Below are 26,102 nucleotides of genomic sequence, written 5' to 3'. Positions count from 1 at the left end.
ATTTAATTTTTTGTCCCTTTTATTGAAATAAAACCTAGTTAATTATATTTAAAGTGGTGTGAATTATTGGTTTTTAATGTGTTGACTATGTTTATATATTGATAATAACATTTACAAAAGAAGCGATGCTTTCACTTCTTATGCTATTCATTTAATAGCTAAAATAATAAATATATAAATAAAATTCTTTCAGGGAGAATCACATGTTAAATAATAAAGTTTCAAAGGCAGTGCGCTTAGCGATTGCTTTTGGTGCAGCATCTGCAGCTGCGTTTTCAGCAAATTCATTTGCTGCTGAAGAAGGGGTTGAAAAGGTAGAGCGTATTCAGGTAACTGGTTCACGTATTAAGCGTACTGACGTAGAAACACCAGTACCTGTGACTATTATTGGCAGAACAGATATAGAGCAAATGGGGGCATTAAACGTAGCTGACGTTTTAAACCAATCACCTGTTGCTATTGCCGGCGCAGACCAATCTAACTCTTCATTCAGTACTTCTGGCGTAGGTTTAAACACAACCTCATTAAGAAACTTAGGTGAAGCGCGCACTTTAGTATTGGTTAACGGCCGTCGTTTTGTATCTGGTCGTTCACCTTCAAGTGGTTATGCCGTTGATTTAAATGCCATCCCAGCCTCAATGATTGAGCGAATCGAAATATTAAAAAGCGCTTCATCTGCCATCTATGGTACTGATGCTGTAGCCGGTGTAGTAAATATTATCACTCGTGACAACGTAGAGGGTGTTGAAGTTAATGCTCAAACTGGTATATCAGGCGAAGGCGATCGCGAAAAGTACTCGCTAAACTTGACCGCTGGTAACAGCTGGGATTCTGGTAATGTAACCGTTGCTATTGGTTATGATGATGACAAAGGTCTAAAACCTTCTGACCGTGCATTTTCTGAGTTTGATGAAGCTATACTACTTGATGAAAATGGTAACGAGTATGTAGGGAAGGTATTCTCTTCGTATACTCCTCAAGGTCGAGTAGGCTCGTATAATGCTGACGGTACTCCTTACACAGGGCTTGAAGGTGGCGATGCATTTAACAGAGCTGATTATCGTCAATTAGTTACCCCACTTGAAAGAAAGTATGCTGCGTTAAACATCAAGCAAGAAATTAATGATGATGTGGAATTCTTTGCTGAGATGAACTGGAACTCATCTAAAACTTATAACTCTACAATTGAGCCAACGCCATTTTCTACTAATGATGTATTCTTACCAGAACGTGGTGGAGAGGGTGGCATTAAGCTTAGTAATCCTATGGTTCCGGAGTTACTTCGTGAAAATCTTCTTAATGACGGTTATGGCTTAGATGATAACATTCCCGAGCTAGTTCGCCGTATGGTTGAGTTTGGTGCTCGTTCTACTGATTTAGAGCGTGATACTGTTCGAATTGCGACAGGCATAGATTGGATGATCAATGATGACTGGTCATTAAATACTTATGTATCTTGGGGTAAAACTGATCAACGTCAAGACAGTGGTGGCCAAGTTAACATTGAAAGAGCAGCACAAGCTTTTGATGTAGTACAAAACGATGATGGTTCACTTCAATGTGCTAATGATTTAGCTGTTTTACAAGGTTGTGTACCTTTAAATTTATTTGGTGAAGGCTCTGTATCAGCAGAAGCTGTTGATTACGTTAAAGTACCTGCCAAAATTGCTGGCCAAACTGAGCAATTTATAGTTTCAGCTTCTTTAGTTGGTGAATTACCAGTTGAACTAGCAGGCGGAAGAATTGGTGTAGCTATGGGTGCAGAGCACCGTTTAGAAAGTGGTTTCTTCAACCCAGGTGATCTAGCCCAAACTGGTGCGTCAAGTACTAACCGCTCATTACCAACTGATGGTAGTTACTACTCTAACGATTACTATGTAGAAACAATATTACCTATTTTAGATAATCTTGAGCTTGACTTGGCTGCTCGCTATTCAGATCATGAAATTGTTGGTGGTCAAACAACATGGAATGCGGGTATTCAATACTCACCAATTGATACATTGAAATTTAGAGCTTCAGCAGCAACAGCTATACGTACACCAAACATTGCAGATTTATTTGGTGGAAGAGGCGAAACTTTTGCTAATGTTACTGACCCATGTAGCGGTGTAACGGCTTCTTCGACAGGTAATGTAGCACAAAACTGTTTATCAATTCCTGAGATTGCAGCTCGTGTTGCTGCAAATGGCTCGTTTGAATTAACACAAACAGAGGCACAAAGCACTGGTGGTTTTATTGGTGGTAATGAAGATGTTCAAGAAGAAACTGCAGACACATATAGCTTAGGTGTTGTGTGGCAAGCAACTGAAGAGTTTGCTTTAACAGTAGATTACTATGATATCTCTGTGGAAGATGCTATTTCAACGACAAGCCGTACTACAGTACTAAACCGTTGTTTTGATGTAAGTGCTGCTGACTTTGATTCTACTTGCGGTGGAAATTCTTTACGTGACCAAAATGGTGCTTTAGTTGAAGTTAATTCGGGAACAAGTAACGAAAATAATATTGAAACCTCTGGTGTAGACATTGAATTAGCGTACAAAATTGATACTGAGCATGGTGAATTTGGTGCAAATCTGATTTGGAATCACCTAATAAAATATGATGAAACAGGAATCATAAGTGGTGAAACAGTTGAAAAAGCCGGTCAAGTATTCACACCAGATAACAGAGCTAATCTTAACTTAAGCTACGGCTTAGAAGATTTAAATCTTTCGTGGCGTATGCGTTACTGGGATCGTTCAAAAGATAGTGTTGATGGAGGTAACTTCAACTACACAGACTTTACTCCTTTAGAGAAGTATAACGAATTCCCATCAGTTGTTTATCACGATATTTCAGCAGGCTATAGCTTCTCTGATAGTACAAATGTGACATTAACAGTGCGTAACTTATTTGATAAGCAACCACCAGTTGCTAACCAAAGTTCTTCTAGTGGTGGTACAGGTATTAATACAGTTTCTGAAGCATATGATGTAACTGGTAGATACTTACAATTAAGTTTAACTACTAAGTTTTAATTAGTTATTAAATGCCAAAGCCGTGATTTTAATCGCGGCTTTTTTTTAAACTTTAAAAAAATAGCTAATACTTTCTTCTCGTAGCCTATTTTCTATTTTAGGCTTATACTAAAAAGGAATTAAAATCTAACCCTATAATTTAGCGAGATATAAATGAAAGAAGTTCGATCTTTTATTAAAACAGCATCATTAACTGAGCTAGAAAAAGCACAACAATTAATCACTGATGCGATTGCAAAATATACTGAGCAGCTACAAGCTAAACAGGAAGTGTTGGATCTTTTAAAAGAAAAAGGACTTACGTTAGAAGATTTACAAGATGGTACTGCAGATAAGCGAACCAAAGTAAAAGCTAAGTATCGCATTGAAGTAGATGGCGAGGTGGTTGAATGGACCGGTCGTGGACGTCGTCCTAAAGCGTTTGAAGGTGTTGATTTACAAAAGCACCTAGCTTAATAAAATAACAGAGAAGCTACGGCTTCTCTTTTTTAATGGTGTATAACTTAATAACTAAACCTTGGGCTTACGCCTTGCAAGTCAGGTTTAATTGGCGAAAACTAACCTTAAACTCCCCGCAGTCGCATAGTATTTGTTAAACTGCATTTCTGGTTATTCTATTTACTATTTTCATGAGCTATAAATTAAGGCCGTATCAGCAAGAGGCCGTAGAGCGCACCGTTTTACATTTTAGGAAAACAAATGACCCTGCCGTAATTGTACTGCCTACCGGTGCCGGTAAAAGCCTTGTTATTGCAGAGCTTGCGCGAATAGCTAAACAAAAAATACTGGTGCTTGCACACGTTAAAGAGCTTGTAGAGCAAAACGCACAAAAATATAAAAGCTTTGGTTTAAAAGCGAGTATATTTTCAGCAGGGTTAAAAGAAAAATCCCTTAGCCACCAAGTTACCTTTGCCAGTGTTCAGTCTTTATCGCGTAATTTAAATAAATTAAATGAGCATTATTCTTTGCTTATTATTGATGAGTGCCACAGAGTAAATGGTGATAAAAAAAGCCAATATGGAAAGGTTATAAATACGCTCAAACAATATAATCCTCAGTTAAAAGTATTGGGTTTAACGGCCACACCTTATAGATTAGGAATGGGGTGGATATACCACCATCATTACCATGGTTTTGTAAAAGGTAATAAAGAAAGCCCATTTAAAAACTGTATATTTGAATTACCACTCAGGTATATGATCAAACATAATTACTTAACGCCGCCAAATGAAGTGGACGCGGCAATTAGTCATTATGACTTTTCGTCCTTGGCTACTAATGCGTTTGGTCAATATACGACTGATGACATGAATGCGCTTTTAAAAAATAGTGAGCGCGCAACGCAAGCTATACTAAAGCAGGTAATACAATACAGCGAAACCCGCCAAGGCGTAATGATATTTGCGGCAACGGTGATGCACGCGCAAGAAATTTTAACTTATTTACCCGCAGAGCAAAGTGCCCTTATAACTGGTGATACCCCAAATGCTGAACGCGATAAATTAATAAGTCAATTTAAACAAAAAAACATCAAATACCTCGTTAATATTTCTGTTTTAACCACCGGATTTGATGCCCCGCATGTTGATTTTATCGCTATTTTACGCCCTACCGAATCGGTTAGCCTATACCAGCAAATTGTTGGCCGTGGACTTAGGCTAAATGAAGGAAAAACAGATTGCTTAGTTATAGATTACGCAGGCAACGGCTTTGATTTATTTCACCCTGAAGTGGGTGATAAAAAAGGTGATAGCGATAATGAGCCCGTTCAAGTGCTTTGCCCTGGGTGTGGGTTTGCAAATATTTTTTGGGGAAAAACCGATTCAGCAGGCAAAGTCATTGAGCATTTTGGTAGGCGCTGCCAAGGTTTATTAGAGGATGACGAAGGCCATAAAGAGCAGTGCGATTATCGGTTTAGGTTTAAAGAGTGTGACCAATGTGGCGCTCAAAACGATATCGCTGCGCGTAAGTGCCATGATTGCGGCGCTGTAATGGCCGACCCCGATGACAAGCTACGCAACGCACTTAACTTAAAGGATGCGTTAGTACTACGCTGCAGCGGGTTATCAGTGGTAAAACTGAAAGATGATTTAATTAAAATAACCTACTTTGATGAAGATGGCGCAAGTTGCGATGAGGTATATAACCTTGCCAGTAAAGGCGGGCAGTATATTTTTAATAAACAGTTTGGAAAACGCCTAGGGCAGGGGCAAGCGCCTGTCGAATTTAAAAATGCTGAGCAGGTTATTAAGGCACAGTTTGATTTAGTGCACCCTGACTTTGTTATAGCGCGTAAAAGTAAAAAGTATGGCTGGAAGGTATCTGATAAATTATTTGATTACACAGGCAGCTTTAGAAAAGCGAATCAGTTAAGCGGCTAGGCTTAACTGATCCTTATCAAGCGGCGTCTTCGTCCATTAAACCCCAGCCATCGCCATAGCCATTGTAGCTATTAGCAATGCTTTCAAGGTATTGCTCTGCTTGGCCAAGTAATGTGTGCTCTGGCACCATTTGTACATGAGTAATTACTTCCCATACGCCTGTGTCTTTGCATTTTTCAACGTGAGTGCTTTGTACTAATGCATCAGAGACTATTTCTTTAGCAAACTTTTCAGCGTCAGCTTGTTGTTCAAATAAAATGAAAAAATCGATTTGGTGCATTTTGCTTAAATCAACGCCAGCAGCGGCTATTTCGGCTAAAAGTTGGCCGTTATCATCATCAGGGAATTGCATTAAAAACTCATTTAAAATTAATTTTGTATTCGTAGTGGCTATTGTAACCAAAATATTGCTTTAAAGCGTATTAATTTTAACGTTAAAAACGAGCAAAATTTGGTGCAATAGTACGATTAAGTTAATGTGTTGCTCATTATGGCTATGTTAGTATGCAACTCATCCAAGGTTAAATTTAAAGAATAAAAAGTAAGGATATTTACTTGTTCAAACAGTTATTACGTTTTGTGTTTTTTTTCGTTTTTTTCATAAGCACTCAAGTCAGCGCTGAGCAAAGGGTAATTGAAGATTACGAAATTAAAGGGATCAGTGGCGAGTTAGAAAGTAACGTTGAGCTATATTTAAAGCAACTAGTTGGTGAAAAGCCTACAAGAACCTTGCGTCGCTACGCCAAAAAGCAAGTACAAAGCAGTATTAAAGCGCTGGGGTATTATAACCCAACGATAGACATTGAGTTTGATAAAGACGATAAAGAGCTTATCGTCCAAATAGAACGCGGACCTGCCACTCGCATTGAAGCAATTAATATAACGCTCAATGGTGAGGGGAAAAGCGACTCGCAATTACAAAATGTTATTAAAAATTTAAATTTAACCCAAGGCGATGTACTTAATCATGGCAAGTACGACTCAGCCCATAAAAAAATAGAGTCGATGCTATTAGAACTAGGCTATTTCGATGCTAAATGGCCAGTTCGAAAGCTTGCTGTATCAGTGCAAAAAAACAGTGCCGTTATCACATTTAGTATAGACACAGGCGTGCGCTACGCCTATGGCGATATTATCATCGCAAAAGACACGCCCGCAGAAAAATACATTCGCTCACTTGCGCCTTTTACCCAAGGTCAAGCTTATAAAGCCACACAGATTGCTGATTATAACCTTGAACTTTCAAGCACGCCGTATTTTTCAAGCGTGCGTATTTATGCCGATATACCAGCAAGGGCCAACGGGCAAGTACCGATTAATATTGACGTGCTGCACAAACCCGCTAATAGCTACGAAGTGGGTGGCGGCTTTAATACCGAGCTGGGTCCAAAAGTGCGCTTTAAATGGAGTAAACCGTGGATAACCGATGACGGGCATTATCTCGAAAGCAATTTAAATGTAGCTGAGAAACAGCAAGATATTTCTATGGCCTACACCATTCCAGTCGATGACCCGAACGACGATTTATGGAGGTTTTCAGTAGGTTACAAATTAGAAGATGAACTTGCCGATGATATTTACAGTGAAATACTGACCGGACAATTACAGCGCCAATGGTTAACTGAAGATAAATGGGTACGCACGGCATTTTTACGCCGCGACCAAGAAACATACCGCATTGGTGATGAACCTGAAGAAAGCACCGAAATGCTAATGCCAGGTATTAGCTATGCCCGTAAAAAAACAAAAGGGGGCACAACGCCTTATTGGGGGGAGCAGTGGTTAATTTCGGCAGAGTTTGGTTTAGACGATGTACTTTCAACCACAAACTTGGTCCGTGTGCAGCTGCAGCATGCGTGGCTACGAACTTATTTAGATAAACACTTAGTTTTTTTAAAAGCAAACGTTGGCGCAATGCTGGTCGATAATATTGAAAATGTACCTTACTCATTGCGTTTTTATGCCGGTGGTGACCAAAGTGTACGTGGTTTTGCTTATCAGTCTATTTCTCCTGAAGATGAAGACGGTGACTTAATTGGAGGTAAATACTTACTAACTAGTACGATTGAGTACAACTACCAATTTGCGCAAAACTGGCGCGCAGCGATATTTGTAGATGGTGGTACCGCCACAAATGACTTTTCGGATGACTTTGAAGTGGGCGCAGGCTTTGGCTTTCGTTATTTAACGCCCATAGGCCCCGTAAAAGTAGATCATGCATGGGGGCTGACTAAAGAAAGTAAAAGTACACGTTTAAGCATTACCATAGGGCCAGAAATTTAATGTCAGTATTTAAAAAAATATCCGCCGCTGTCATCGGCATTTTAATCACGCTTGCCGTTATTATATTTTGTTTGTTATTTACGGCGCCCGGTAATCAATTTATTGCTTATAGTTCAAATAAAATGGTGGACGGCTTACATATTGAGATTGAAAAAGGGCGCTTTTTATATAACAACCCGTTTAATGTGAGCTTTAAAAACCAAAGTACAGATTTTAAAGCACAGCAGCTTAAAATAGATTTATTTTGGTGGCAGTGCGATGGCTTATGTATTGAAAATGTAAGTGCGCGGTCAGTCAAGCTTGCTCTTGCCAATGCGCCCGAAGCTACACAAGAGAGCGCCTCAGAGCCATTAGCTAAAATTACGTTTCCCTTTAATATTGCAGTACAAAATATAGCAATAAACGAATTTGTATTAAACCATTCCAGTGCTGATGTAACCGTAAATAACTTTACCCTTGCAGCGAAAGCGGAAGATGCAACCTTAGCAGTAAAAAGCCTGACTATTAGCGATGTACTGGTAAAGCTTAAAGAGCAACCCACCTCATCCAAACAGGCAACGGTTCAGCAAAGCCAGGCGCTAACAGCGCTACCCGCGTTACCAGATATAGAATTTACATCGCCCCTTAATTTACGGGTAGAGCAGTTTGACGTAAAAAAAGTGGGTATTGAACAAGCTGAGCAAACACATACAATTGAAAACATAGCGCTTGCACTAAATGTAGAAGATGAAAAAGTTAACTTACAAACCCTTAGCGCGCAGTATCAACAATGGCAATTAAATACGCAGTTGAGCAGTGAACTTACCGGGAACTTGCCGATAAAGGGTGAAATAGCCTTAAATAGCGACTTACATCAAGCTAATCTAGCATTAAGTGGTGATCTATCTGATTTAAATATAAAGTTAAATACATCCGGCCAATACCCATTGAATTTAACGGCAACGGCTAATTTAAAACAAAAAAATTATCCATTTGAACTTACCGGTAAAGTAGAACAATGGCTGATTGATGCGCAAAGTAATGAGCTAAAAGTAAGTCATGTTGATTTATCAGCCTCGGGTAATGCAGATGATTATACGCTAAGTTTAAAAGCGGATAGCCAGCTAGGTGCCTATCCAGCTGTTGTATTAAATACGCAATTAAACGGCTCGCTTAGCCAAGCACAGCTAAGCACTTTAAGCCTAAAAGCAAACGACAGTAGTGCAATATTCAATGGTAACGTTAATTGGCAAAATGGCATACAGGCCGAATTTTCTGGTTCGTTAAATAGTTTAAAAGCACAGTATTTAACAGATACCGTTACAAGTGATATTTCTGGTCAGCTAGAGGGGCGCTTTAATAGCGAAGGGCAAAACTGGCAATTGCAAATGGATAATACGCAGCTTACAGGAACACTTAACCAAACACCGCTTGAATTTGCCTCAAACTTTACACTTAATAATACGCTTAAAGCCAACATAGACAGCCTGTATTTGAGTAGCGGGCCTAATAAATTAACCTTGAGCGGGCAAGTAGACGACACCTGGCAGGTCGACGGAAAAGTAACACTCACAGGAAGTGAGCAAACGAACCTGCCATTTGTAGCAAATGGTAAGGCCGATTTAAAAATTAGAGGCCAGCGTTTAACCCCTGCCGTTGATTTATCGTTATTACTCGACAACTTTATCTATAACGATATAAACGTTAACAAACTCGCCCTCAAAGGCCAGCTCGATACCGCCGCAGACTGGCAAACCGATGTGAGCTTAAACGTAGGCTCAGCAAAGGTTGCTGATGAGATCATTAATCGCGTTGAGCTAACAGCCTCTGGCGATAAAACCGATCACCAAATGGTTGTCGCTGTAGATGCAGAGCAAGGGGCTGCTGAACTTGAAGTAACCGGTAAGCTAAATAATGCCGTGTGGAATGGCTCGCTCAGTAACATAACGCTAAGTGATAAAAAGCTTAGTTTTAGTAATAGTAAAAAAATTGCAGTGATGTTTAATACTCAAACCAGCGACTTTGATGTGAGTGCGCATTGTTGGCGCTCAAACAAAAGTGAGCTATGCATTAACACTCTTGCGCAAACCAAAAACTTGGGCCAATTTAATGCCACCTTGAGCAATTTAGCGCTTGAAGAGCTAAAACATTTTTTACCAGATAACATGCGTACGCGAGGCGATATAAGCGGCGACTTTGCTGCAAATTGGAGCGAGGGCGCTTTAAAAACACTACGGGCTAATTTAAATTCGCACGAACTTGTTGCGGTTCTTACCTCAGAGGAAGACCGGTTTAGGTTGCCTATAGAAACGCTAAAAATCAGTGCCTATACTGACTCTCAAACAGGTAAACTAGAAGCAGATTTAGACTCAAGTGTGCTGGGTAAAATAACCACCCAAATTAATATTGATGATATTCAAAATCAGCAAACATTAAACGGTAACATCGATATAGACAAAATTTTGCTATCAGACTTACATCCATTTTTAGAGACTCTTGAGCAATTAAAAGGGGATGTAACCGGTAATGTGGCTATTGCTGGCACATTACAAGACCCACTATTAAAAGGTGAGCTAAATGTTAGTGATATCAATTTAGAAGGTGAGCAGTTACCTATAGTATTGCAAAAATCTAATATAAACATTTTATTTGATAAAACTACCGCCACAATTAAAGGTAATTTAAACGACAGCCAAGGTGGTAAAATAAACTTAACTGGCGATGTAGATTGGGAAAGCGCACAGCCTGAGGTAAACGTAAGCGTTAATGGCGAGCAGTTTTTTGTGCGTGCACAGCAAGGTGTTACGTTTAAAGTATCGCCTGATTTAACCATTGGACTGGCAAATAATGCATTAAAGCTGTCGGGCGAAGTGATTGTACCTTATGGCAGAGTAATGATTGAAGAGCTGCCAGAGGGCGCCGTTCAAGTGAGCGACGATGAGATTATTGTTGATCAGCAAACGGAAAAATCAGAAAACGTGCCATTTGACTACGATGTAAATTTAAAAGTCATTGTTAAAAACGATGTGAAAATAGAATCGTTTGGCCTTGAGTCTAAAATAGCGGGAGATTTGGCCATCAAAATGAGCCAAGGGGCCCCTATAATTGCCACCGGCGAGCTCAATTTAATCGATGGAACGTATTTAGCTTTTGGCCAAGATTTAATTATTAGTACTGGGCAAATAGGGTTCAGTGGCTCAATTGAGCAACCGTTTTTAAATATTAAAGCCATACGTAATCCAGATACTACAGCAAACGGTGTTGTGGCAGGTGTTACGCTTACTGGTAACGTTGAGCAACCTACCTTAAAAGTGTTTTCTGAGCCGGCAATGGATCAAGCACAAGCGCTTGCTTATTTACTCAATGGGCAGCCGTTAGGCGAGGGTGACAGTTCAAGCGACGCCATGCTTACTCAGTTATTGCTCTCACAAGGGGTGAGCCGCAGTGAAGGCGTTGTATCTAAAGTTGGCGAAACCATTGGTTTATCTGATGTAAGCTTAAGTTCGACGGGCTCTGGCGATAACACTAAACTTGAAATATCGGGCTATGTAGCGCCTAGCTTACAAGTTAAATACAGCGTAGGGGTGTTTGACTCGCTCAGCGAGGTCGCTATTCGTTATCAGCTGCTTTCGCAATTTTATGTAGAGATCACCAGTGGTTTAAATCAAAATGTTGATTTACTCTATAAGTTTGATTGGGATTAAATAGAATTATATGAAAGGATTATATTTAGCAGCACTAATAACAGGATTAACTGGCTGTGCCCAACACACAGAGCAATACGCGAGTACTCAACAAACCCCAACACGTAGCGCAGGCGAGGTAATAAAGCAGGCTAAAGCGCACGAATGGCGAAATGTAGACAAGCAAAATATTTTAAAAATTACGCTACCTACAGGGGCGGCTTATGTTGAGCTTAACCCGCAGCTTGCAGCTAAACATACTGCGCACATAAAACAACTTGCACGAGAAGGCTTTTACAAAAATACCCGTGTTTATCGTTTTGTTGAAGGGTTTGTAGCACAAGGTGGCGACAGCTCAGGCAACAAACCAATTAAAACGGCTAATAAAACGGTGCCAGCGGAGTTTTACCATACCACCACACAGCCGCTTAAAATTACAGAGCTGCAAGGTGATGGGTACGCGCCTGTAACGGGGTTTTTAAACGGTTTTGCCGTCGCACAAAATGCTACTAACACACAAACTTGGCAGGTACATTGCCACGGCGTGTTTGCCATGGCGCGTGGCAATGAGATAAACAGTGCAAGCACGGAATTCTTTGTCACCATTGGGCAAGGTCCGCGCTACCTTGATAAAAATATTACTGTATTTGGTAGAGTGCTTGAAGGTATGGATCACTTTAATCGTTTACAGCGTAAGCCTGTTCCTAATACGCCATTTAACCCAATTACAAACATTGAGGTGTTAGCTGATATTAAAAGTGATAAAAGCACCTTTAGTGTTATGAACACAGACTCACAATCATTTAGGGAGCTGATTGAGGCGCGAAAAAATCGTACCGAACCTTGGTTTGTGCACGCCCATAACTATGTTGATGTGTGCGCAATGCCTATTCCGACTAAGCGCATTAATTAGCATATAACGTGTATAAAAAAAGGAGCTTAGGCTCCTTTTTTTATAGTGATATTTAAGTCGATTGGTATTACTGGCGATTAATTTTTACCGCAAACGGCGTATCGTTATAGTGCGTTGAACGATACGGATTTATATCTAGCCCACCGCGGCGTGTATAACGCGCATAGACCTCAAGCTCTTTAATATTTAGCTGCGTGGTTAAATCACTATAAATACGCTCTACACATTGCTCATGGAACTCATTGTGCGTTCTAAATGAAATTAAATAGCGCAAGAGTGCCTCATGGCATATTTGCTCACCAGTGTAGCGAATAATTATACTGGCCCAATCAGGCTGCGAGGTAATTAAGCAGTTAGATTTAAGTAAATGGCTGTGCAGGGTCTCAGTTACTTGGGTGTCACTTTTTGATTTAAGTGAGTAGGCGTCAATATCGTAGTTATCTATTTCAATATCTAAATCGTCAATACATTGCCCAGGTAATGGCGTGCAAGGTAAGCAGTTATACTCATCAGGTGCGTATAAAGTTACCGCTACATCGCTATTTACCGCATTTGATAAGTCTTCAATTAAATGCTGTCTTACTACCTCAATACTTTCAAAGCGGGTTTGATTAAAGCTATTTAAGTAAAGTTTAAACGACTTAGATTCAATAATATGGCTGCTTTGGCACGCAAAAGTAAATAAAGCCACGGCAACCTGTGGTTTACCTTTAGCGTTTAACCACGAAAGCTCATAACCTGTCCAAATATCTTGGCCTTTAAAGGGCAACTCGGCTTCGTCAATATTTAAAGCATCACGATTTAACTTGCGGGCAATAGGAAAAAGTAAGCTAGGCGAATATGCATCTACGTATTCAGTAGACTGCCCTAACACACTACCTTTGAGATCTGGAGAATTGCTGTAATCTGTCATGTTTGCTCTTAAATAGTTACAATAGATAGATTATATCTAATTTAAATGAGTTTCGCAGTATGTCTGTTGCAATGCAAATGGCCCAACTTCACACACAATTTTGTGAAAAAACCGTTAAAAACACCGCTAAATACCCGCTTATGGCACACGATGAGCAATGGCCTAGCCCGTGTGAATTTGGCGAAGTAGACGCCCAAGGCAATATTCAATGGAAAAGTGCTTTGCAATCTCCCGCAGGTTCGTTATCAGATTTAGCTAACGCACTTGAGCTGAGCTTCCCTGCAGGGTTTGATGAGTTTTATGGGCACATGTATGGCGGCAGTATTTTAGCCAGTATAGAAGGCCACCGTGTTGAGTTATTACAAGCGTGGAATAAAGATGATTTTGACCTGCTGCAACAAAATATTACTGGCCATGTCTTAATGAAACGAAAGTTAAAGCAGCCAGAAACCCTATTCATTGGTTTAACTGAGCAAGATGACCTACTGGTTACCGTGCAGGTAAATACCGGTGAGGTATGTTTAGAGTATGTGGGTAAAAAGCCGCATCATGTACTTGCACCCAATATAGAATCATTTTTAAAAGCGTTAACAGTGTAAAAAGTAGGTGCCAGTTTAACTCACTACTGGCACGTATTAGTTTGTTACTGAAAATCCCACGAAACATTAGATACCAACCCGCATGGCTCACATCTAAAGTCAAATAACCCAAACCACGGCTCTGGCAGTTTCCACTCACTATTGCAGCTAGGGCATTTACGCTCAAGCTCTGAGGCTTTATCGACACCACCTACACGGTATAAATAATAATAAACCGGTTTTTGAGTTAAAAAGCGGATACGTTTAGCAATGTCTTTACCGCGGCGATATAAGTCACTTTTTGTGCTTGATATTTCTTCAAGCGCGGGAAATTCACACCGCGTAGCGCCATTAATTTGTATTTGATCGCAGGCTTGCCAATCTTCTTGCCATTTTATGAGTGTTTTATAGTCCCCATTTGCAATGGCGGGAATAGTAAACAATGGCACAGGTAAAAAGTCATCACCACAATACAGTGGGCTACAGGTATGCACATAGGTTGTGTATAAAATATAGCTTGAGGGCGATTTACAGGTATCGGCACCGTTTGAGTGAATGTCTTGACCAATCACTTTTATTTTAGGGGCAAGCAAACCAGCACTGTGTAGCTTCTCAATACTGTGTTTTACAAAAGGGCTATTATTTAATGGGTGCATGGCGTCTTCGGTGGGGCACATTACACGGGTAATAAAGTAGCCATCTTTTAGTACAGTTGGGAATTCTTCCCCCATAATTTGGCCGTTAAAACGCAGTGCATTAACTAACCGGTTAATGGCTTGCTCGGCGTGTTCTAGGGTAGTGTCTTGGTAGCAGTCAAACGTTAAATCAACAACGAACATTTATAGTCTCAAATTATTTTTGCTCTAACAGGGCTAGCAACCTATCGAGTTTTTTCTCAATGCGATCGAGTTGAGATGTTTTAGGCTCAACGATGCTCTGCTCAGGGTTTTTCATTAAATTATGAATTGAATCAGGATTATTTTTATATTGGCTTACTGCGGCAATAATAACCGGCATAGGCACAGGTTGTGCTAAACGGCTTTTAGTTAGGGCAACAGTAGGGGTTTTGCCTTCATCAAGAAGGACTTTAATTGCATCAAATACAACTGCATTCATTAGATTTGTAACTCTTTAATATATATGCGCAGCAAGTGTTTGTTGCGCGGGTGCTATAGTAGCAACAATACCAAGGCGCATAAAGCCTTGGTATAAGTAGAGGGGGGGATTACTTACCTTCTTGGCGAAGCCTCACATCAAGTTCATCAATTATTTCGCTCCACGCGCCATCTTCTGCTAGCGATTCTGCTAAAAAATGCTGCTGTGCTTCATCCCAAAAAGGAGCATGTTGTAAAAGCGTTGTGTCTTCTAGTGAGTGAGAAGCAATAAAATCGTCAATCTGTTGCTCTGAGCTAGGTAAACCCAATTGTGCAAACAACGTTTTCATATCGTGTTTTGTCGTATCCATATTATTACTCCATCTGATTAAATTAAACCAAGCTTAGAGCCAGACTATAGGCTTTGCTAGTTAAACTCTCGCTGAATTGACGGTATTTTTGCTTTAGGTATATAGTTAACGTGTAGTATAGATAAACATTTTCGCCATACAATTACCAACCATCTTACATGCGGTAAACAACTGGCAACGTTGAGGGTAGAAAAGCAAAAAGGATAAACAATGACAGTCACCTCTAATGAGCACACATTAAGCGTACAATACCTCGCCCCTGAAGATATAAGCACGGCAGGGAGTTTAATCTATCAGGCCTATCATGATGATCCGCTACTGCAAAATTTATTAGGTTATGATCAACATAATATGGCTGCCTACGAGAAAAAATTACGCTCAGTGATACGCGAAGAACTCAGTGCTTTTTGGCAAGAAAAGCTGCCATTAATAGGCTTGTACCGCGATGATAAATTAAAAGCGGTCGCGTGTGTATTTGAGTCAAGCAGCCAATTACAACCAGAGCGTTATTGGCATTGGCGCTTAAAGTTAATGCTCAGTGCAGGGTATTTGCAAACCAACCAACTAATAGAAAAAGAGCAAACAATACGCGCTGCGCTCAATGAGATTGGCGATTACTACTATTTAGCGTTTATTGCGGTAGACCCGCACGTGCAAGGCCACGGGCTTGGGCGTTACCTGTTGCGAGGCTTGGATGATTTAGCAACTAAAAACACAGGAGCCAAAGGGCTTGCCGTTTTTGTTACACGCCAAGAGCATAATACGTTTTTTAAATCAGAAGGATTTAGCACCTATAAATCACTTGCCTTTAATAAAGTATCTGGAGAGCTTCTTTTTAAACCTTATGCAAAATAGGCAGGTAAGCGATAAGCGCCATTACGGACATATGCCCGTGAGATATATCTTACATTGACGTGCGCATTATCAGTTACGGTCGTTCATAAATGCAGCTTTAATAGGGTAAGTTTCTGTTTTGTATAGGTTTTTATATTTTTTCATATATATTACGCAAAATTAATTTAGTTTACCTAGTAGGATGAAACCCAAACTCGCGTAGTATTTAACGTGTCAAGACGACATAGCTTAATGACTAAGCTACGGCCAAGGATACGGAATAGGCAACATAGCAGATGCTAGCAGGAAGCATAAAGGACAAGTTAAAAAGGACGCAAGGACGAACTAGGAAGTGCATGAAGCGCTTAGTAGTTGGAACTACTTAAGGATATTTACGGATGAGGCTACAGGAAGTAGCAGGAGCGTTAGTTTACGCAGGATGGCCAAGGCGGCAAGTGGAAAATGCAGGATGCATTTAAAGTGGCAGGAGCTACTTAAAAGGATGACCAAGGATGATGCTAAAGTAAGTAGCCAAGCGTTAGTTTACGTGGGTTAGCCAGGATGGTTATGGATTTTGCAGGATGCAATGTTGAGGGTAAATAGGGTTGTTTACTCGTTCAGGGGATGATAATACGGATTTTGGGTCAAGGATAACAAGCAGGATGCTGTAAGAGTGGGGCGTAACTTTTGTTACGCCTTAGTTTTATGTATTAACTTATTTTAGTGGTTTCACTTTAACCCCACCGGTTTTAACGATTAGCGTTAAATTTTGTGTGGCGGCACAACAACACTTTTTAGCATTTCATTTTCCATAATTAAAATACCTTGATAGGCATTTTCGCCATCACTTGAAAACTCAAACATAAATTCGCTTTTGATCCCCGGTTTGCCATTTTTTAAAATGCCAAAGCGGCGCTTTGTGCACGCTACGCTCATTAACTGAACCTGTAATTGTTCAGCTTGGCGCGCAGCATGACTGTTAGCAGCTTCTGCTACTTTTCGGTTTAGCCAAAATAAGTATATTACAGCGCCAATAGCGATAAACGTCCACAAAGTAGCCATTAAGAGAACAACCTTCCAATTGCGCGAGCGAGCGTTTCGCTGCGATTTTCTTTACGTAATAAGCCTAATAAGTGTGGGCGTATAGTGGGTATTGCAACTAAATCAGCAAATATACTGGGAAATAGCTCGGCAATTTGCTGGTGGTGCGCACAATTATCCATAAAAATATGTAAGCGCTCAGGCTCTTCTAGTTGAGCAAAACAACGCCCTGCAATTGTTAAAAGTACATCTGAATCAGTACTAAGAGATGAGCTTAATGCAGCATCTACTAGTTGTGTACACAGCCCTTGCGCTTGGCCTTTTGAAAGTGAGCGCAGTGCGGCAGTCAGTGCAATTGTATCGTTATTTTCAATGGCTGTGTGGCCAGAGGCCACTAAAAGCTCACTGAGTGATGGCGGTATTTCTACATGTTCAAGCATAGCGCTCAAAGGCTGTAATACTTCAAGTGGTAAATGCGGCCAAGCGTTTTGCAAGTTTGCTAAGTTGTTGTCGTGATTTAGGCGCAGTGCAAAATCGGCAATACCTTGTAGCGCAACGCTTTGCCAATCATCAAAACCTAAATCACCACTAAAGTACAGCTGCGTATGCTCGTAATATTTAGAGGCTGGCTGCTTTAACAATACTTTAAGTTGGGCGTTAAAAGCCGCTAATTTATTTGCATTAGGGGTAAACACATAAGGGTTATTGTCTAGCTTACCATCGGCTTGCTCGCCGGTAATTTCGCTGCCTAGGGCCTCAATAACCATATTAGCGAAATGATCGCGGCTCGCACTCACTAATTTACTTTGCTCATCAAGTGGAAATTTTAAAAACCACACATAAGGTTCTTTACTTGCTTTGCTATCCCAAAATTGAATAGCCAGCCATGCATGCCCTGCAAGCGGATAAGGATAAGGAACTTGCGCTTGCTCGATAGCTAAAAATTGTTTTTTATCAAGCTTAGTAATATGCCTGCCAATATCAAAAGCACGCCATTGTGTACCGGCGCCATCTAAAAGTTGGCCTAGTGTCGCTATATGTTCGCTCATCGTTATCTCAATTGTTTTTACTGCAAAATTACCTTAATTATACGCCATAGCAGGCATTGAGGGAACAGGGTATAATTGCCCTATAACGTAAAAAGAAGAGTGGTTATGTATCAACAAACGCAGGCTTATTTAAACCAATTAAGCACACTTTTAAAAAAACATAAGCTGTGGCAAATCACGCCAATAGAGGCAAATAAATTACAATCTCAAGTGCCTTTTTGTCACGATACTATGGCATTTGAGCAGTGGTTACAGTTTGTATTTATTGAAAAAATGCAGCAATTAATAACGCTTAACCAACCATTACCACAAAATTTTGCTATTGCGCCCATGGCTGAAATGGCGTTAGTGGGTAAAACCGGCAGCGGCGAAATTATAGCGTTACTTAGTGAGCTTGATGCTTTTTTAGGTAAACCCCATGACTGAAAAGGGAGAACCTATAGCGTACGGCGAGCTTAATATTCTTTACCAAGACGACTATTTTGTTGCCATAGATAAGCCCGCAGGCTTATTGGTTCATCGCTCTTTTTTAGATAAACACGAAACGCAGTTTGCAATGCAGATGCTGCGCGACCAACTAGGGCAACATGTATTTCCGGTGCACAGGCTAGATAGACCAACATCAGGTGTGCTGTTATTTGCGCTAAGCTCAGAAGCCGCCCGAGACATGAACACGCTTTTTATTGAAGGCACGATTACAAAACGTTATTTAGCGCTTGTACGTGGTTTTGCACCTGAATCGGTATTTTTAGATAAACCATTAAAAGAAGAGCTTGATAAAATAGCTGACAAATTTGCTACGCAAAATAAAGCGCCACAAGCGGCGCAAACGCAATTTAATTGTCTGCATCAAGCCACGCTACCCATCCCTATTGGTAAATACCCCACGGTGCGTTACTCGCTCGTAGAGTGTTTTCCAAAAACTGGGCGAAAGCATCAGATTAGGCGCCACCTTAATCATTTATCAATACCTATTATTGGTGATGTAAATCATGGTGATAATCAGCATAATCAATTTTTTAGGGAGCATTTTGCACTTAGGCGGTTAATGTTATTTGCAACGCAACTTAGCTTTGTGCACCCTTATACGCATAAACCCATCGTAATTAAAGCGCCACTAGGTGAAGACATGCTTAGTATATGTAAGCAACTAGGTTGGCCACAGCAAGAAAAGGATTATTAATGGCACATATTAGTATTTTTGTAGGCAGCGTTAACGGCGGCGCAGAACGTTTAAGCTACGACGTTGCAAATACAATAGAAAAAGCGGGGCACACTGCGAGCGTTATTAGTGAGGCCTCACTTGATGATATAAAAAACGCCTCACATATATTAATTGTTACCTCTACCACAGGGCAGGGCGATGTACCTAGCAATTTAGCAGGGCTCTACTTTGCTATGAATAGCACATTTCCGATGCTAACAGATAAGCCATTTGGTGTTATAGCCATGGGCGATAGATGCTACGGCGATACGTTTTGCGGTGCAGGGCGCAGCTTTGATGAGCTACTACGTGACTTGCAGGCTAAGCCGGTAGGAAACCGTTTAGAAATAGATGCCTGTGAAGACTTTGAGCCATGGCCTGTAGCAGAGCCGTGGTTAAAAGCATGGCTTGAAAAGCTACCTGCTTAATTTAACCCTGAACTTTGAATAGTAAATTTATTTTTAACAGCTATTTTTAGCGTGGAATTTACGTGCAATAGGCCAGACTTATTAAATTAAAGTATTAAAAAAGGAGCGCATGCGCTCCTTTTTGCTTTTATAGCTTTATAAATTAGCTACTTCTTACGTCTACTTTAAGCTTTAACTTTTGGCCTGGTTGTAAATACTTTTGGCCGGCTAAGTTATTCCACTTAATAATTTCGTTTACGGTTAAATTAAACTTAGACGCAATACGAGCAAGCGAGTCACCACGGCGTACTTTGTAAGTAATGGTGCGATTAGTACTTGCAGTTGCTTGTGGTTTACTCGCTGATTTATACACAGTGAGCTTTTGATTTAAGCGCAACACTGCGTTTTTCTTCAGTTTATTCCACGAGGCCAGCTCATCCATGGTGACATCGTATTCACGACTAATGTCCCACAGGGTGTCGCCACTTTTAACCGTGTGCGACAGCTTTGTACGGGTGGCTTTATTAGCGGCTAAACGCATTTGCTTAGGTAAATGTTCGCTATTAATTGCCCCATCGGTTAAGGGGACCAATAACTGTTGGCCAATACGTATGGTGTTTGACTTTAATTTATTAAGCGAGCGAATAGCACTGGTGCTGGTGGTAAACTTTTTAGCAATAACCGATAGGCTATCACCGCGCGCCACAGTGTATTGTTGCCAGCGTAAACGGTCTTTAACATCGGTTTGTGCCAGCTTTTGGCTAAACTGCTCAGCTTTATCGCTGGGTAACAATAAAAAGTGCGGGCCGTTAGGATCGGTCGCCCAACGATTAAAGCCAGGGTTTAACCTGTATAGCTCAGTCAGGGTCATATCGGCCATATCAGCGGCCAGCGCTAAGTCTATCTGTGAGCCTACATCAACCACTTCTACAACTTGCGCGTTGATAACCGGCTTCCACTTTACATTAAACTCATCAGCGCGTTTTAATAAATCGGCAAGCGCTAATAGCTTAGGTACGTACGCGGTGGTCTCGCTAGGTAAATCCAAAGACCAAAAGTCGGTGGGTAAATGCTTTTTACGATTTTTCTTAATCGCACGCATTAAACGTCCTTCGCCTGAATTATAAGCCGCAATGGCGTTTAACCAATCGCCCTCAAGGGTTTTGTGTAAATACGATAAGTAATCAAGAGCGGCACGCGTAGATTGCACTATGTCGCGTCGGCCGTCGTACCACCAGTTTTGTTTTAAATCAAAACGCTCGCCTGTGGCTGGCATAAATTGCCAAATACCCGAAGCACTGCGATTAGAGTAGCCAAATGGGTCAAACGCGCTCTCTACAATAGGTAAAAGCGCGATTTCGATAGGCATTTCGCGCTTTTCTACTTCTTCAACAATAAAGTGTAAGTAAGGTTCTGCGCGTTTTGAAATGCGATCTAAATAAGCTTGATGACGTGCATAGTAATTACGCTCAGTAACAACAGGGCGGTTTTGCGGTACTTCAATAGACAGTTGGTAGCGAATACGCTCCCACACATCGTCAAAAATGGGGGCGTCTTCGCTCTGTTCAACGTGTTGATATTGTGCGTTTACCATCAATGCATTGTTAATATCGTTAGGGCTTGCGCCTTCTAAGCGCTTATTTGCTTGGGTAGCAGCTTGTGCGTCTGAATCTACGGTTGTTAAAGTTTGACAACCACTTAGCGCAAGCGCCAAGGCAATTAATAGAGGAGATTTATTCATATATACCAATACATCAGGTAAAAAAACTCGGCGAATACTACCCGTTATGAGTCAACATTGCCACTTAACGACCAACTTTAACATGTTGATAAAACCATTCGCTATTTTTAAACCAATGGTTTTATCTAGGTCATACCTAACCACGATGCTGCAAAATTAATGACAGCAGGTCAACATATCTTAACTAAAAGTTGTCTTTGAATCGTCTCAGACTGGCAAAGTTTTCCCAGGGTTCATTGTTTTTTGTAACCAACACAAACTCTTTTGGAATTAACTCTGTAATTGTCGGTAGGTCGCTGCGCATAAATGGATTAACTTTTAGCTCTTGGTCTATTGTACTTGGCAGTGTAATTTCGTTGTTAGCACGCTGTGCATCTACTTTATCGCTGTATTGGAGTAGTTCAGGGTTACGCGGCTCTACGGCTTTTGCAAATGCTAAATTGGCTTGTGTGTATTCATGGGTGCAATACACTTTGCAGGTTTTAGGTAGCTCACGCAGTTTATTAAACGAGTGCCACATTTGCTCTGGCGTGCCTTCAAATAATCGCCCACAGCCACCACTAAAAAGCGTATCGCCTGTAAAGGCCAACTCTTCATGAGTATAACAAATGTGATCAAGCGTATGGCCTGGGGTAGTAATAATATTAAAACGCACACCCAATACCTCAATGCTATCGCCATCAACCAGAGTGTTGGTGACTCCCGCAAAAGGACTGTTTATAGGGCCGTACACGGCAATACTTGGAAACTGTTTTACAAGCTCGGCTACGCCACCGGTATGATCGCTATGATGATGGGTAATTAAAATACCACCAAGTTGTAAATTATGCTCTGCTAAATGTGCCATAACGGGCTGAGCGTCGCCAGGGTCAACCACCCATGCTAGGTCGCTATTATGGGTAGTTAAACACCAAATGTAATTGTCAGAAAAGGCTTTAATTGCTTTAACTTGCACCATATTAATTTGCTCTATAAAGTGACAGATAACACCTAGTATAACGAGCTATAAAAATGAAACCAGCCCTTAGTTTTCAAGAAGGACCCAAACCGCTGTCATGGCAGCAGTTCCCTCATGGGGACTATTTACGTGCTGACATTGAACAAAAAATGGATCAATGGCTGCCACGTATGTTTGGCTACCATATGCTTAAATTGGGGAATTTAAGTGGCGAGCTTAATACCAGTGTAAGCACTATAAAGCACCAAGTATGTGTTGCCGAAGAGGGGCCTTACACAGGTGTGATAGCCGATATAGACGAGTTGCCTTTTTATGAGCACAGTGTGGATGCGTGTATTTTAAGCCACTGCTTAGAGTACCACTCAGACCCTCATCACATATTACGCGAGGCGCACCGCACGCTAATACCCGGTGGTTACATTGTTATTACCGGATTTAATCCGTTTAGCTTATGTGGATTGGCGCAAATGTTGCCTTTTAGCGGCCAAAAACTGCCGTGGACGGGGCGTTTTTTTACGCCTGCACGGGTAAAAGATTGGCTTAATTTATTGGGGTTTGAAATTATTAGCGATGAGCGCTTTATTTACTCATCTCTTGCGCGTGGTAACAGACTTTCGCGGTTTGCATTTTGGCGCAGTTTTGCCAAACAGTATTTAAAACCTATGGGGAGTGTGTACATGCTGGTGGCGCGAAAACGCGTAGCTCCGCTTACGCCTATAAAACCTAAGTGGCATGCAAGGCCGCAGTTTTCACCCGTAAAAGGGGCAGGGCTTAGGCAAACCTCAAAACAGCACTTTAAGCAGTGTGAGCAAAAAAATAATAATAGTTAAAGAAAGTAAGACGCACTTTTTTATTGGCTAGATAAACCTAACGTTCATGACATTAAAAAGTGCGTAAGCTTTAACGGGTTAAGGCTGATAGCCTTCATCATCAAGTAGATTACTACTGCTTGCTGCGTCACGTGCTAAATCGTCAACTATTTCGTTATATTTATGTCCGCTATGCCCTTTGACCCATTTCCATGTAACCGCGTGCTCACTGCAAGCGCTATCTAGGCGTTTCCATAAATCGACATTTTTAACCGATTTTTTTGCTGATGTTTGCCAGCCTCGCTTTTTCCAATTTGCAATCCACGATTCAATGCCTTGCTTAACATATTGGCTATCTGTGGTGAGGTTAACTGTGCAAGGGCGGGTAAGTGATTCAAGGGCAACAATGGCTGCGAGCATTTCCATGCGATTGTTCGTGGTGAGCTTATACCCTTGGCTTAATTTTTTTTCGTGGCCGTTATAAATCATAAAAATACCATAACCACCCGGGCCCGGATTACCTAAACATGAGCCATCGGTGTAAATCTCTACGGTTTTTTGCACTGTTTTACCTTGATATTATGTACAATAAAGTGATTATAGAAAGATACCAGAGTCAGGCTAAATTCGATATGGCACGTAGACAAATAGTTTTAGATACAGAAACCACCGGCATCGACCCCAAACAGGGGCACCGCATAATAGAAATTGGGTGTGTAGAATTAGTAAACAGGCGTCTAACCGGAAATAATTTTCATGTTTACATCAACCCACAGCGCAGTATTGAAGAAGAAGCAATAGATGTTCACGGTATTACCAATGAGTTTTTACGTGACAAACCACTTTATCGCGATATAGCGCAAGAGTTTTTTGATTACATTAAAGGTGCAGAGCTTGTAATACATAACGCCCCGTTCGATGTGGGCCACATGGATAACGAGTTTGCGCTGCTTAACCAAGGCTATCCAAATACGCACGAGTACTGCCAAGTTCTCGACACCCTTAAAATGGCGCGTGACTTGCATCCTGGTCAAAAGAATAACCTCGATGCTTTGTGCCGTCGTTATGACATAGACAACGCCAAACGGACCTTACACGGCGCGTTACTGGATTCTGAAATTTTAGCCGATGTTTACCTTGCCATGACTGGTGGGCAAACCAAGCTAAACTTAAACCAAAATAAAGACGACGGCAGCGAGCAACAAGCTGGCGGCATAAGGCGCTTAAGTAGTGACCGAGCACCTTTGGTTGTATTGCGCGCAAACGACGCAGAGCAAAGCGCACACGAAGCACGACTCGATCTTGTAAACAAAGAAGGCGGCCACTGTTTATGGCGCGCTGAATAAGGCCAACTATGAAAACGATGTATTTTATAACTGCACTATGCGCCGCCTCGCTTTTTAGCGCCAGTGCGTTTGCCGTTAAGCAAGTAGAGCTGCTCAAACGCGACGGCCAACAAAATGAAATACCGCTGCTAGATAACCGTTTTCGTATAGACAGCCAATTAGACGAAATAACCTTACTATTTTTTAGAAAGCCAGGGTCGCCTGCGGTTATTTTAGTTAGGCCCGATGGCAGCAAATACTTTGCCACCAACGCCGTTAAAGATCCCAATCTTGATTGGTTTGATGAGCTTAGTTACGATTTAATCACCATAAAAAAACCGATGGCGGGCCCATGGCAAGTTATTGGCCGTATTTTGCCCGACAGCCGCATTGTGGTTTTGGGGGAGGTGTCTTTAAAAGCACAGCCGTTACCCCCTATGCTGTTTAGAGGTGAGACAATAAAAATAACGGGCGAAATTTTAAATGATGATGAGCCTATCGATGCAAACTTATTTAAAGATGTGGTAAGCCTTAACGTTGACTTTGTAAGCACCAACGATGAAAGCTACGCAAACTTTGGTGCCGGCATTCAAGAAGTTGCCGAATTTAAAGACGATGGGCGCGGCTTTGACGAGCGTCCTAAAGATGGGGTGTTTACTGGCGAATTTAAATTAGACTTTCCAGCAGGGCAGTGGACGCCAGAGCTCTACATAGCCACTCCTTTACTACAACGACGTATTGTGCAAGAGCCTATTATTGTGCATGAACCGCCATTTAAACCTGAAATAGCGTTGGCAGAGCTTGATACCGATGAGCACTTGCTAACTATTAATATAGATAGCCGCATAGTTAAACCCGAAACCGTTATTGTACAGGGGAAAATTTATTACCCTAACAATGAAGAGCAAATGTTTACGATTGACGCGCAAGCGGGTGATACACGACAACTGGCAATTAAAAACTATGATTGGGGAAGATACAGCGTTGAACTGTCTGTTTTTGGTACTAATATAAACGGGCGTGAGTTTATGGCCACAATACCAACGTACAAGTTTGAGATAGAAAGACCCATAGAAGCAGTGCCCGAAATAGACCCAGCTACGCTGATTGATCAATACCTCCCTTTGGAAACAGAGCCCGTTGAAGAAAAAATGGCCACTTCTACATTAGTGATTTTAATCGCGGGCTGTAATTTGCTCATTTTATTGTTAGGCTGGTTAGCAATTCGTATTTTTGTACAGAAAAAGCCAATCAAATTTAACTTTAAACTCCCTTTTTTAAACAAAAAGAAAGTAGGCAGTGAGCACGATGCCGAGGTAGAAAAAAATCAAGTCGGCAAAAATGGCTCAAAAAGTGACAAATCAGGTGAAATTTTAAACCTTTCGATGTCAGATGACTAAAAAACCTGTAAAAAAACAAAAAAGCCCTTGACGAAGTAGGGGCTGATTCGTATTATTCACGCCGCTGCAAAGGGAGACCTAAGCAGAAACGAAAATGCGGAGTGGTAGTTCAGTTG

At 41.1% G+C, this 26,102-nt stretch carries 24 protein-coding genes; 14 read left to right on the top strand and 10 right to left on the bottom strand.

The features are described 5' to 3' along the window. Positions 1-203 precede the first annotated feature (203 nt). From CWC16_RS11715 to radD, 3 genes are all read left to right on the top strand, one after another. Entirely contained in the window at positions 204-3,023 is a 2,820-nt protein-coding gene (locus CWC16_RS11715; protein ID WP_138541660.1) for a TonB-dependent receptor domain-containing protein, read from the top strand. 153 nt (positions 3,024-3,176) lie between these two features. Further along, entirely contained in the window at positions 3,177-3,479 is a 303-nt protein-coding gene (locus tag CWC16_RS11710; RefSeq protein ID WP_055013917.1) for an H-NS family nucleoid-associated regulatory protein, read from the top strand. Between the two features lie 173 nt (positions 3,480-3,652). Then, positions 3,653-5,404, top strand: coding sequence for a DNA repair helicase RadD (gene radD, locus CWC16_RS11705; RefSeq protein ID WP_138541659.1), 1,752 nt, complete (start codon positions 3,653-3,655; stop codon positions 5,402-5,404). Between the two features lie 16 nt (positions 5,405-5,420). On the opposite strand, the gene CWC16_RS11700 is transcribed toward radD, so the two are convergent. Beyond that, positions 5,421-5,756, bottom strand: a complete 336-nt coding sequence (locus tag CWC16_RS11700; RefSeq protein ID WP_138541658.1) for a ribonuclease E inhibitor RraB — start codon at positions 5,754-5,756, stop codon at positions 5,421-5,423. 227 nt (positions 5,757-5,983) lie between these two features. Between CWC16_RS11700 and CWC16_RS11695 the strand changes: the two genes are divergently transcribed. From CWC16_RS11695 to CWC16_RS11685, 3 genes are read left to right on the top strand one after another with little or no spacing between them, the layout of a single operon-like run. Continuing rightward, entirely contained in the window at positions 5,984-7,687 is a 1,704-nt protein-coding gene (locus tag CWC16_RS11695) for an autotransporter assembly complex protein TamA (RefSeq protein WP_235576465.1), read from the top strand. Continuing rightward, complete coding sequence (gene tamB, locus CWC16_RS11690) at positions 7,687-11,370, top strand: autotransporter assembly complex protein TamB (protein ID WP_138541657.1); 3,684 nt, start codon at positions 7,687-7,689, stop codon at positions 11,368-11,370. The genes CWC16_RS11695 and tamB overlap by 1 nt, the downstream gene beginning before the upstream one ends. 10 nt (positions 11,371-11,380) lie before the next feature. Further along, complete coding sequence (locus CWC16_RS11685; protein ID WP_138541656.1) at positions 11,381-12,262, top strand: peptidylprolyl isomerase; 882 nt, start codon at positions 11,381-11,383, stop codon at positions 12,260-12,262. Between the two features lie 67 nt (positions 12,263-12,329). Here the strand turns inward: CWC16_RS11685 and queF are convergent, their stop codons facing one another. Then, entirely contained in the window at positions 12,330-13,175 is an 846-nt protein-coding gene (gene queF, locus CWC16_RS11680) for an NADPH-dependent 7-cyano-7-deazaguanine reductase QueF (RefSeq protein WP_138541655.1), read from the bottom strand. 59 nt (positions 13,176-13,234) lie between these two features. Here queF and syd point away from each other — a divergent pair, with 59 nt between their 5' ends. Beyond that, the gene (gene syd / locus CWC16_RS11675; protein WP_138541654.1) at positions 13,235-13,774 is read left to right on the top strand and encodes a SecY-interacting protein; all 540 of its coding nucleotides are present in this window, start codon (positions 13,235-13,237) and stop codon (positions 13,772-13,774) included. Between the two features lie 44 nt (positions 13,775-13,818). Here syd and CWC16_RS11670 read toward each other — a convergent pair whose 3' ends face one another. From CWC16_RS11670 to CWC16_RS11660, 3 genes are all read right to left on the bottom strand, one after another. Next, positions 13,819-14,592: a Zn-ribbon-containing protein gene (locus tag CWC16_RS11670; protein WP_055019239.1), complete on the bottom strand. Its 774-nt coding sequence runs from the start codon at positions 14,590-14,592 to the stop codon at positions 13,819-13,821. A gap of 13 nt (positions 14,593-14,605) precedes the next feature. Then, positions 14,606-14,869, bottom strand: a complete 264-nt coding sequence (locus tag CWC16_RS11665) for a hypothetical protein (RefSeq protein ID WP_004585969.1) — start codon at positions 14,867-14,869, stop codon at positions 14,606-14,608. A gap of 109 nt (positions 14,870-14,978) precedes the next feature. Next, complete coding sequence (locus CWC16_RS11660; protein WP_138541653.1) at positions 14,979-15,218, bottom strand: DUF2789 domain-containing protein; 240 nt, start codon at positions 15,216-15,218, stop codon at positions 14,979-14,981. A 210-nt stretch (positions 15,219-15,428) separates the two neighbouring features. Here CWC16_RS11660 and CWC16_RS11655 point away from each other — a divergent pair, with 210 nt between their 5' ends. Then, complete coding sequence (locus tag CWC16_RS11655) at positions 15,429-16,073, top strand: GNAT family N-acetyltransferase (protein ID WP_138541652.1); 645 nt, start codon at positions 15,429-15,431, stop codon at positions 16,071-16,073. Between the two features lie 741 nt (positions 16,074-16,814). Here CWC16_RS11655 and CWC16_RS11650 read toward each other — a convergent pair. Next, a complete protein-coding gene (locus tag CWC16_RS11650; protein ID WP_004585972.1) occupies positions 16,815-17,114 on the bottom strand; it encodes a DUF3301 domain-containing protein in 300 nt (99 codons plus the stop codon). Then, a complete protein-coding gene (locus CWC16_RS11645; RefSeq protein ID WP_138541651.1) occupies positions 17,114-18,142 on the bottom strand; it encodes a DUF3549 family protein in 1,029 nt (342 codons plus the stop codon). The genes CWC16_RS11650 and CWC16_RS11645 overlap by 1 nt, the downstream gene beginning before the upstream one ends. A 105-nt stretch (positions 18,143-18,247) precedes the next feature. On the opposite strand from CWC16_RS11645, the gene CWC16_RS11640 reads away from it, so the two are divergent. From CWC16_RS11640 to CWC16_RS11630, 3 genes are read left to right on the top strand one after another with little or no spacing between them, the layout of a single operon-like run. Continuing rightward, positions 18,248-18,568, top strand: coding sequence for a YqcC family protein (locus CWC16_RS11640; protein ID WP_138541650.1), 321 nt, complete (start codon positions 18,248-18,250; stop codon positions 18,566-18,568). Then, a complete protein-coding gene (gene truC, locus CWC16_RS11635; protein ID WP_138541649.1) occupies positions 18,561-19,325 on the top strand; it encodes a tRNA pseudouridine(65) synthase TruC in 765 nt (254 codons plus the stop codon). Before CWC16_RS11640 ends, truC begins: the two co-directional genes overlap by 8 nt. Next, complete coding sequence (locus tag CWC16_RS11630; RefSeq protein ID WP_138541648.1) at positions 19,325-19,774, top strand: flavodoxin; 450 nt, start codon at positions 19,325-19,327, stop codon at positions 19,772-19,774. Before truC ends, CWC16_RS11630 begins: the two co-directional genes overlap by 1 nt. A 142-nt stretch (positions 19,775-19,916) precedes the next feature. Here CWC16_RS11630 and CWC16_RS11625 read toward each other — a convergent pair whose 3' ends face one another. Together CWC16_RS11625 and gloB are read right to left on the bottom strand one after the other, a co-directional pair. After that, positions 19,917-21,494, bottom strand: a complete 1,578-nt coding sequence (locus CWC16_RS11625; RefSeq protein WP_138541647.1) for a lytic transglycosylase — start codon at positions 21,492-21,494, stop codon at positions 19,917-19,919. A 184-nt stretch (positions 21,495-21,678) separates the two neighbouring features. After that, on the bottom strand, positions 21,679-22,452 hold the full coding sequence (gloB, locus tag CWC16_RS11620; RefSeq protein WP_138541646.1) for a hydroxyacylglutathione hydrolase: 774 nt from the start codon (positions 22,450-22,452) through the stop codon (positions 21,679-21,681). Positions 22,453-22,505: 53 nt separating this feature from the next. Between gloB and CWC16_RS11615 the strand changes: the two genes are divergently transcribed. Next, the gene (locus CWC16_RS11615) at positions 22,506-23,282 is read left to right on the top strand and encodes a class I SAM-dependent methyltransferase (protein WP_004585979.1); all 777 of its coding nucleotides are present in this window, start codon (positions 22,506-22,508) and stop codon (positions 23,280-23,282) included. A 78-nt stretch (positions 23,283-23,360) separates the two neighbouring features. Here CWC16_RS11615 and rnhA read toward each other — a convergent pair whose 3' ends face one another. Then, entirely contained in the window at positions 23,361-23,825 is a 465-nt protein-coding gene (gene rnhA, locus CWC16_RS11610; RefSeq protein ID WP_138541645.1) for a ribonuclease HI, read from the bottom strand. 68 nt (positions 23,826-23,893) lie between these two features. Here rnhA and dnaQ point away from each other — a divergent pair, with 68 nt between their 5' ends. Further along, on the top strand, positions 23,894-24,607 hold the full coding sequence (gene dnaQ / locus CWC16_RS11605; RefSeq protein WP_055013898.1) for a DNA polymerase III subunit epsilon: 714 nt from the start codon (positions 23,894-23,896) through the stop codon (positions 24,605-24,607). An 8-nt stretch (positions 24,608-24,615) separates the two neighbouring features. Then, the gene (locus tag CWC16_RS11600; protein ID WP_138541644.1) at positions 24,616-25,986 is read left to right on the top strand and encodes a TIGR03503 family protein; all 1,371 of its coding nucleotides are present in this window, start codon (positions 24,616-24,618) and stop codon (positions 25,984-25,986) included. Positions 25,987-26,102: the final 116 nt, after the last annotated feature.

It is taken from the genome of Pseudoalteromonas sp. S3776 (assembly GCF_005886915.1).
In the GTDB taxonomy this organism is placed as follows: Bacteria; Pseudomonadota; Gammaproteobacteria; order Enterobacterales; family Alteromonadaceae; genus Pseudoalteromonas.
This window is presented reverse-complemented; position numbering and strand designations above follow the sequence as displayed.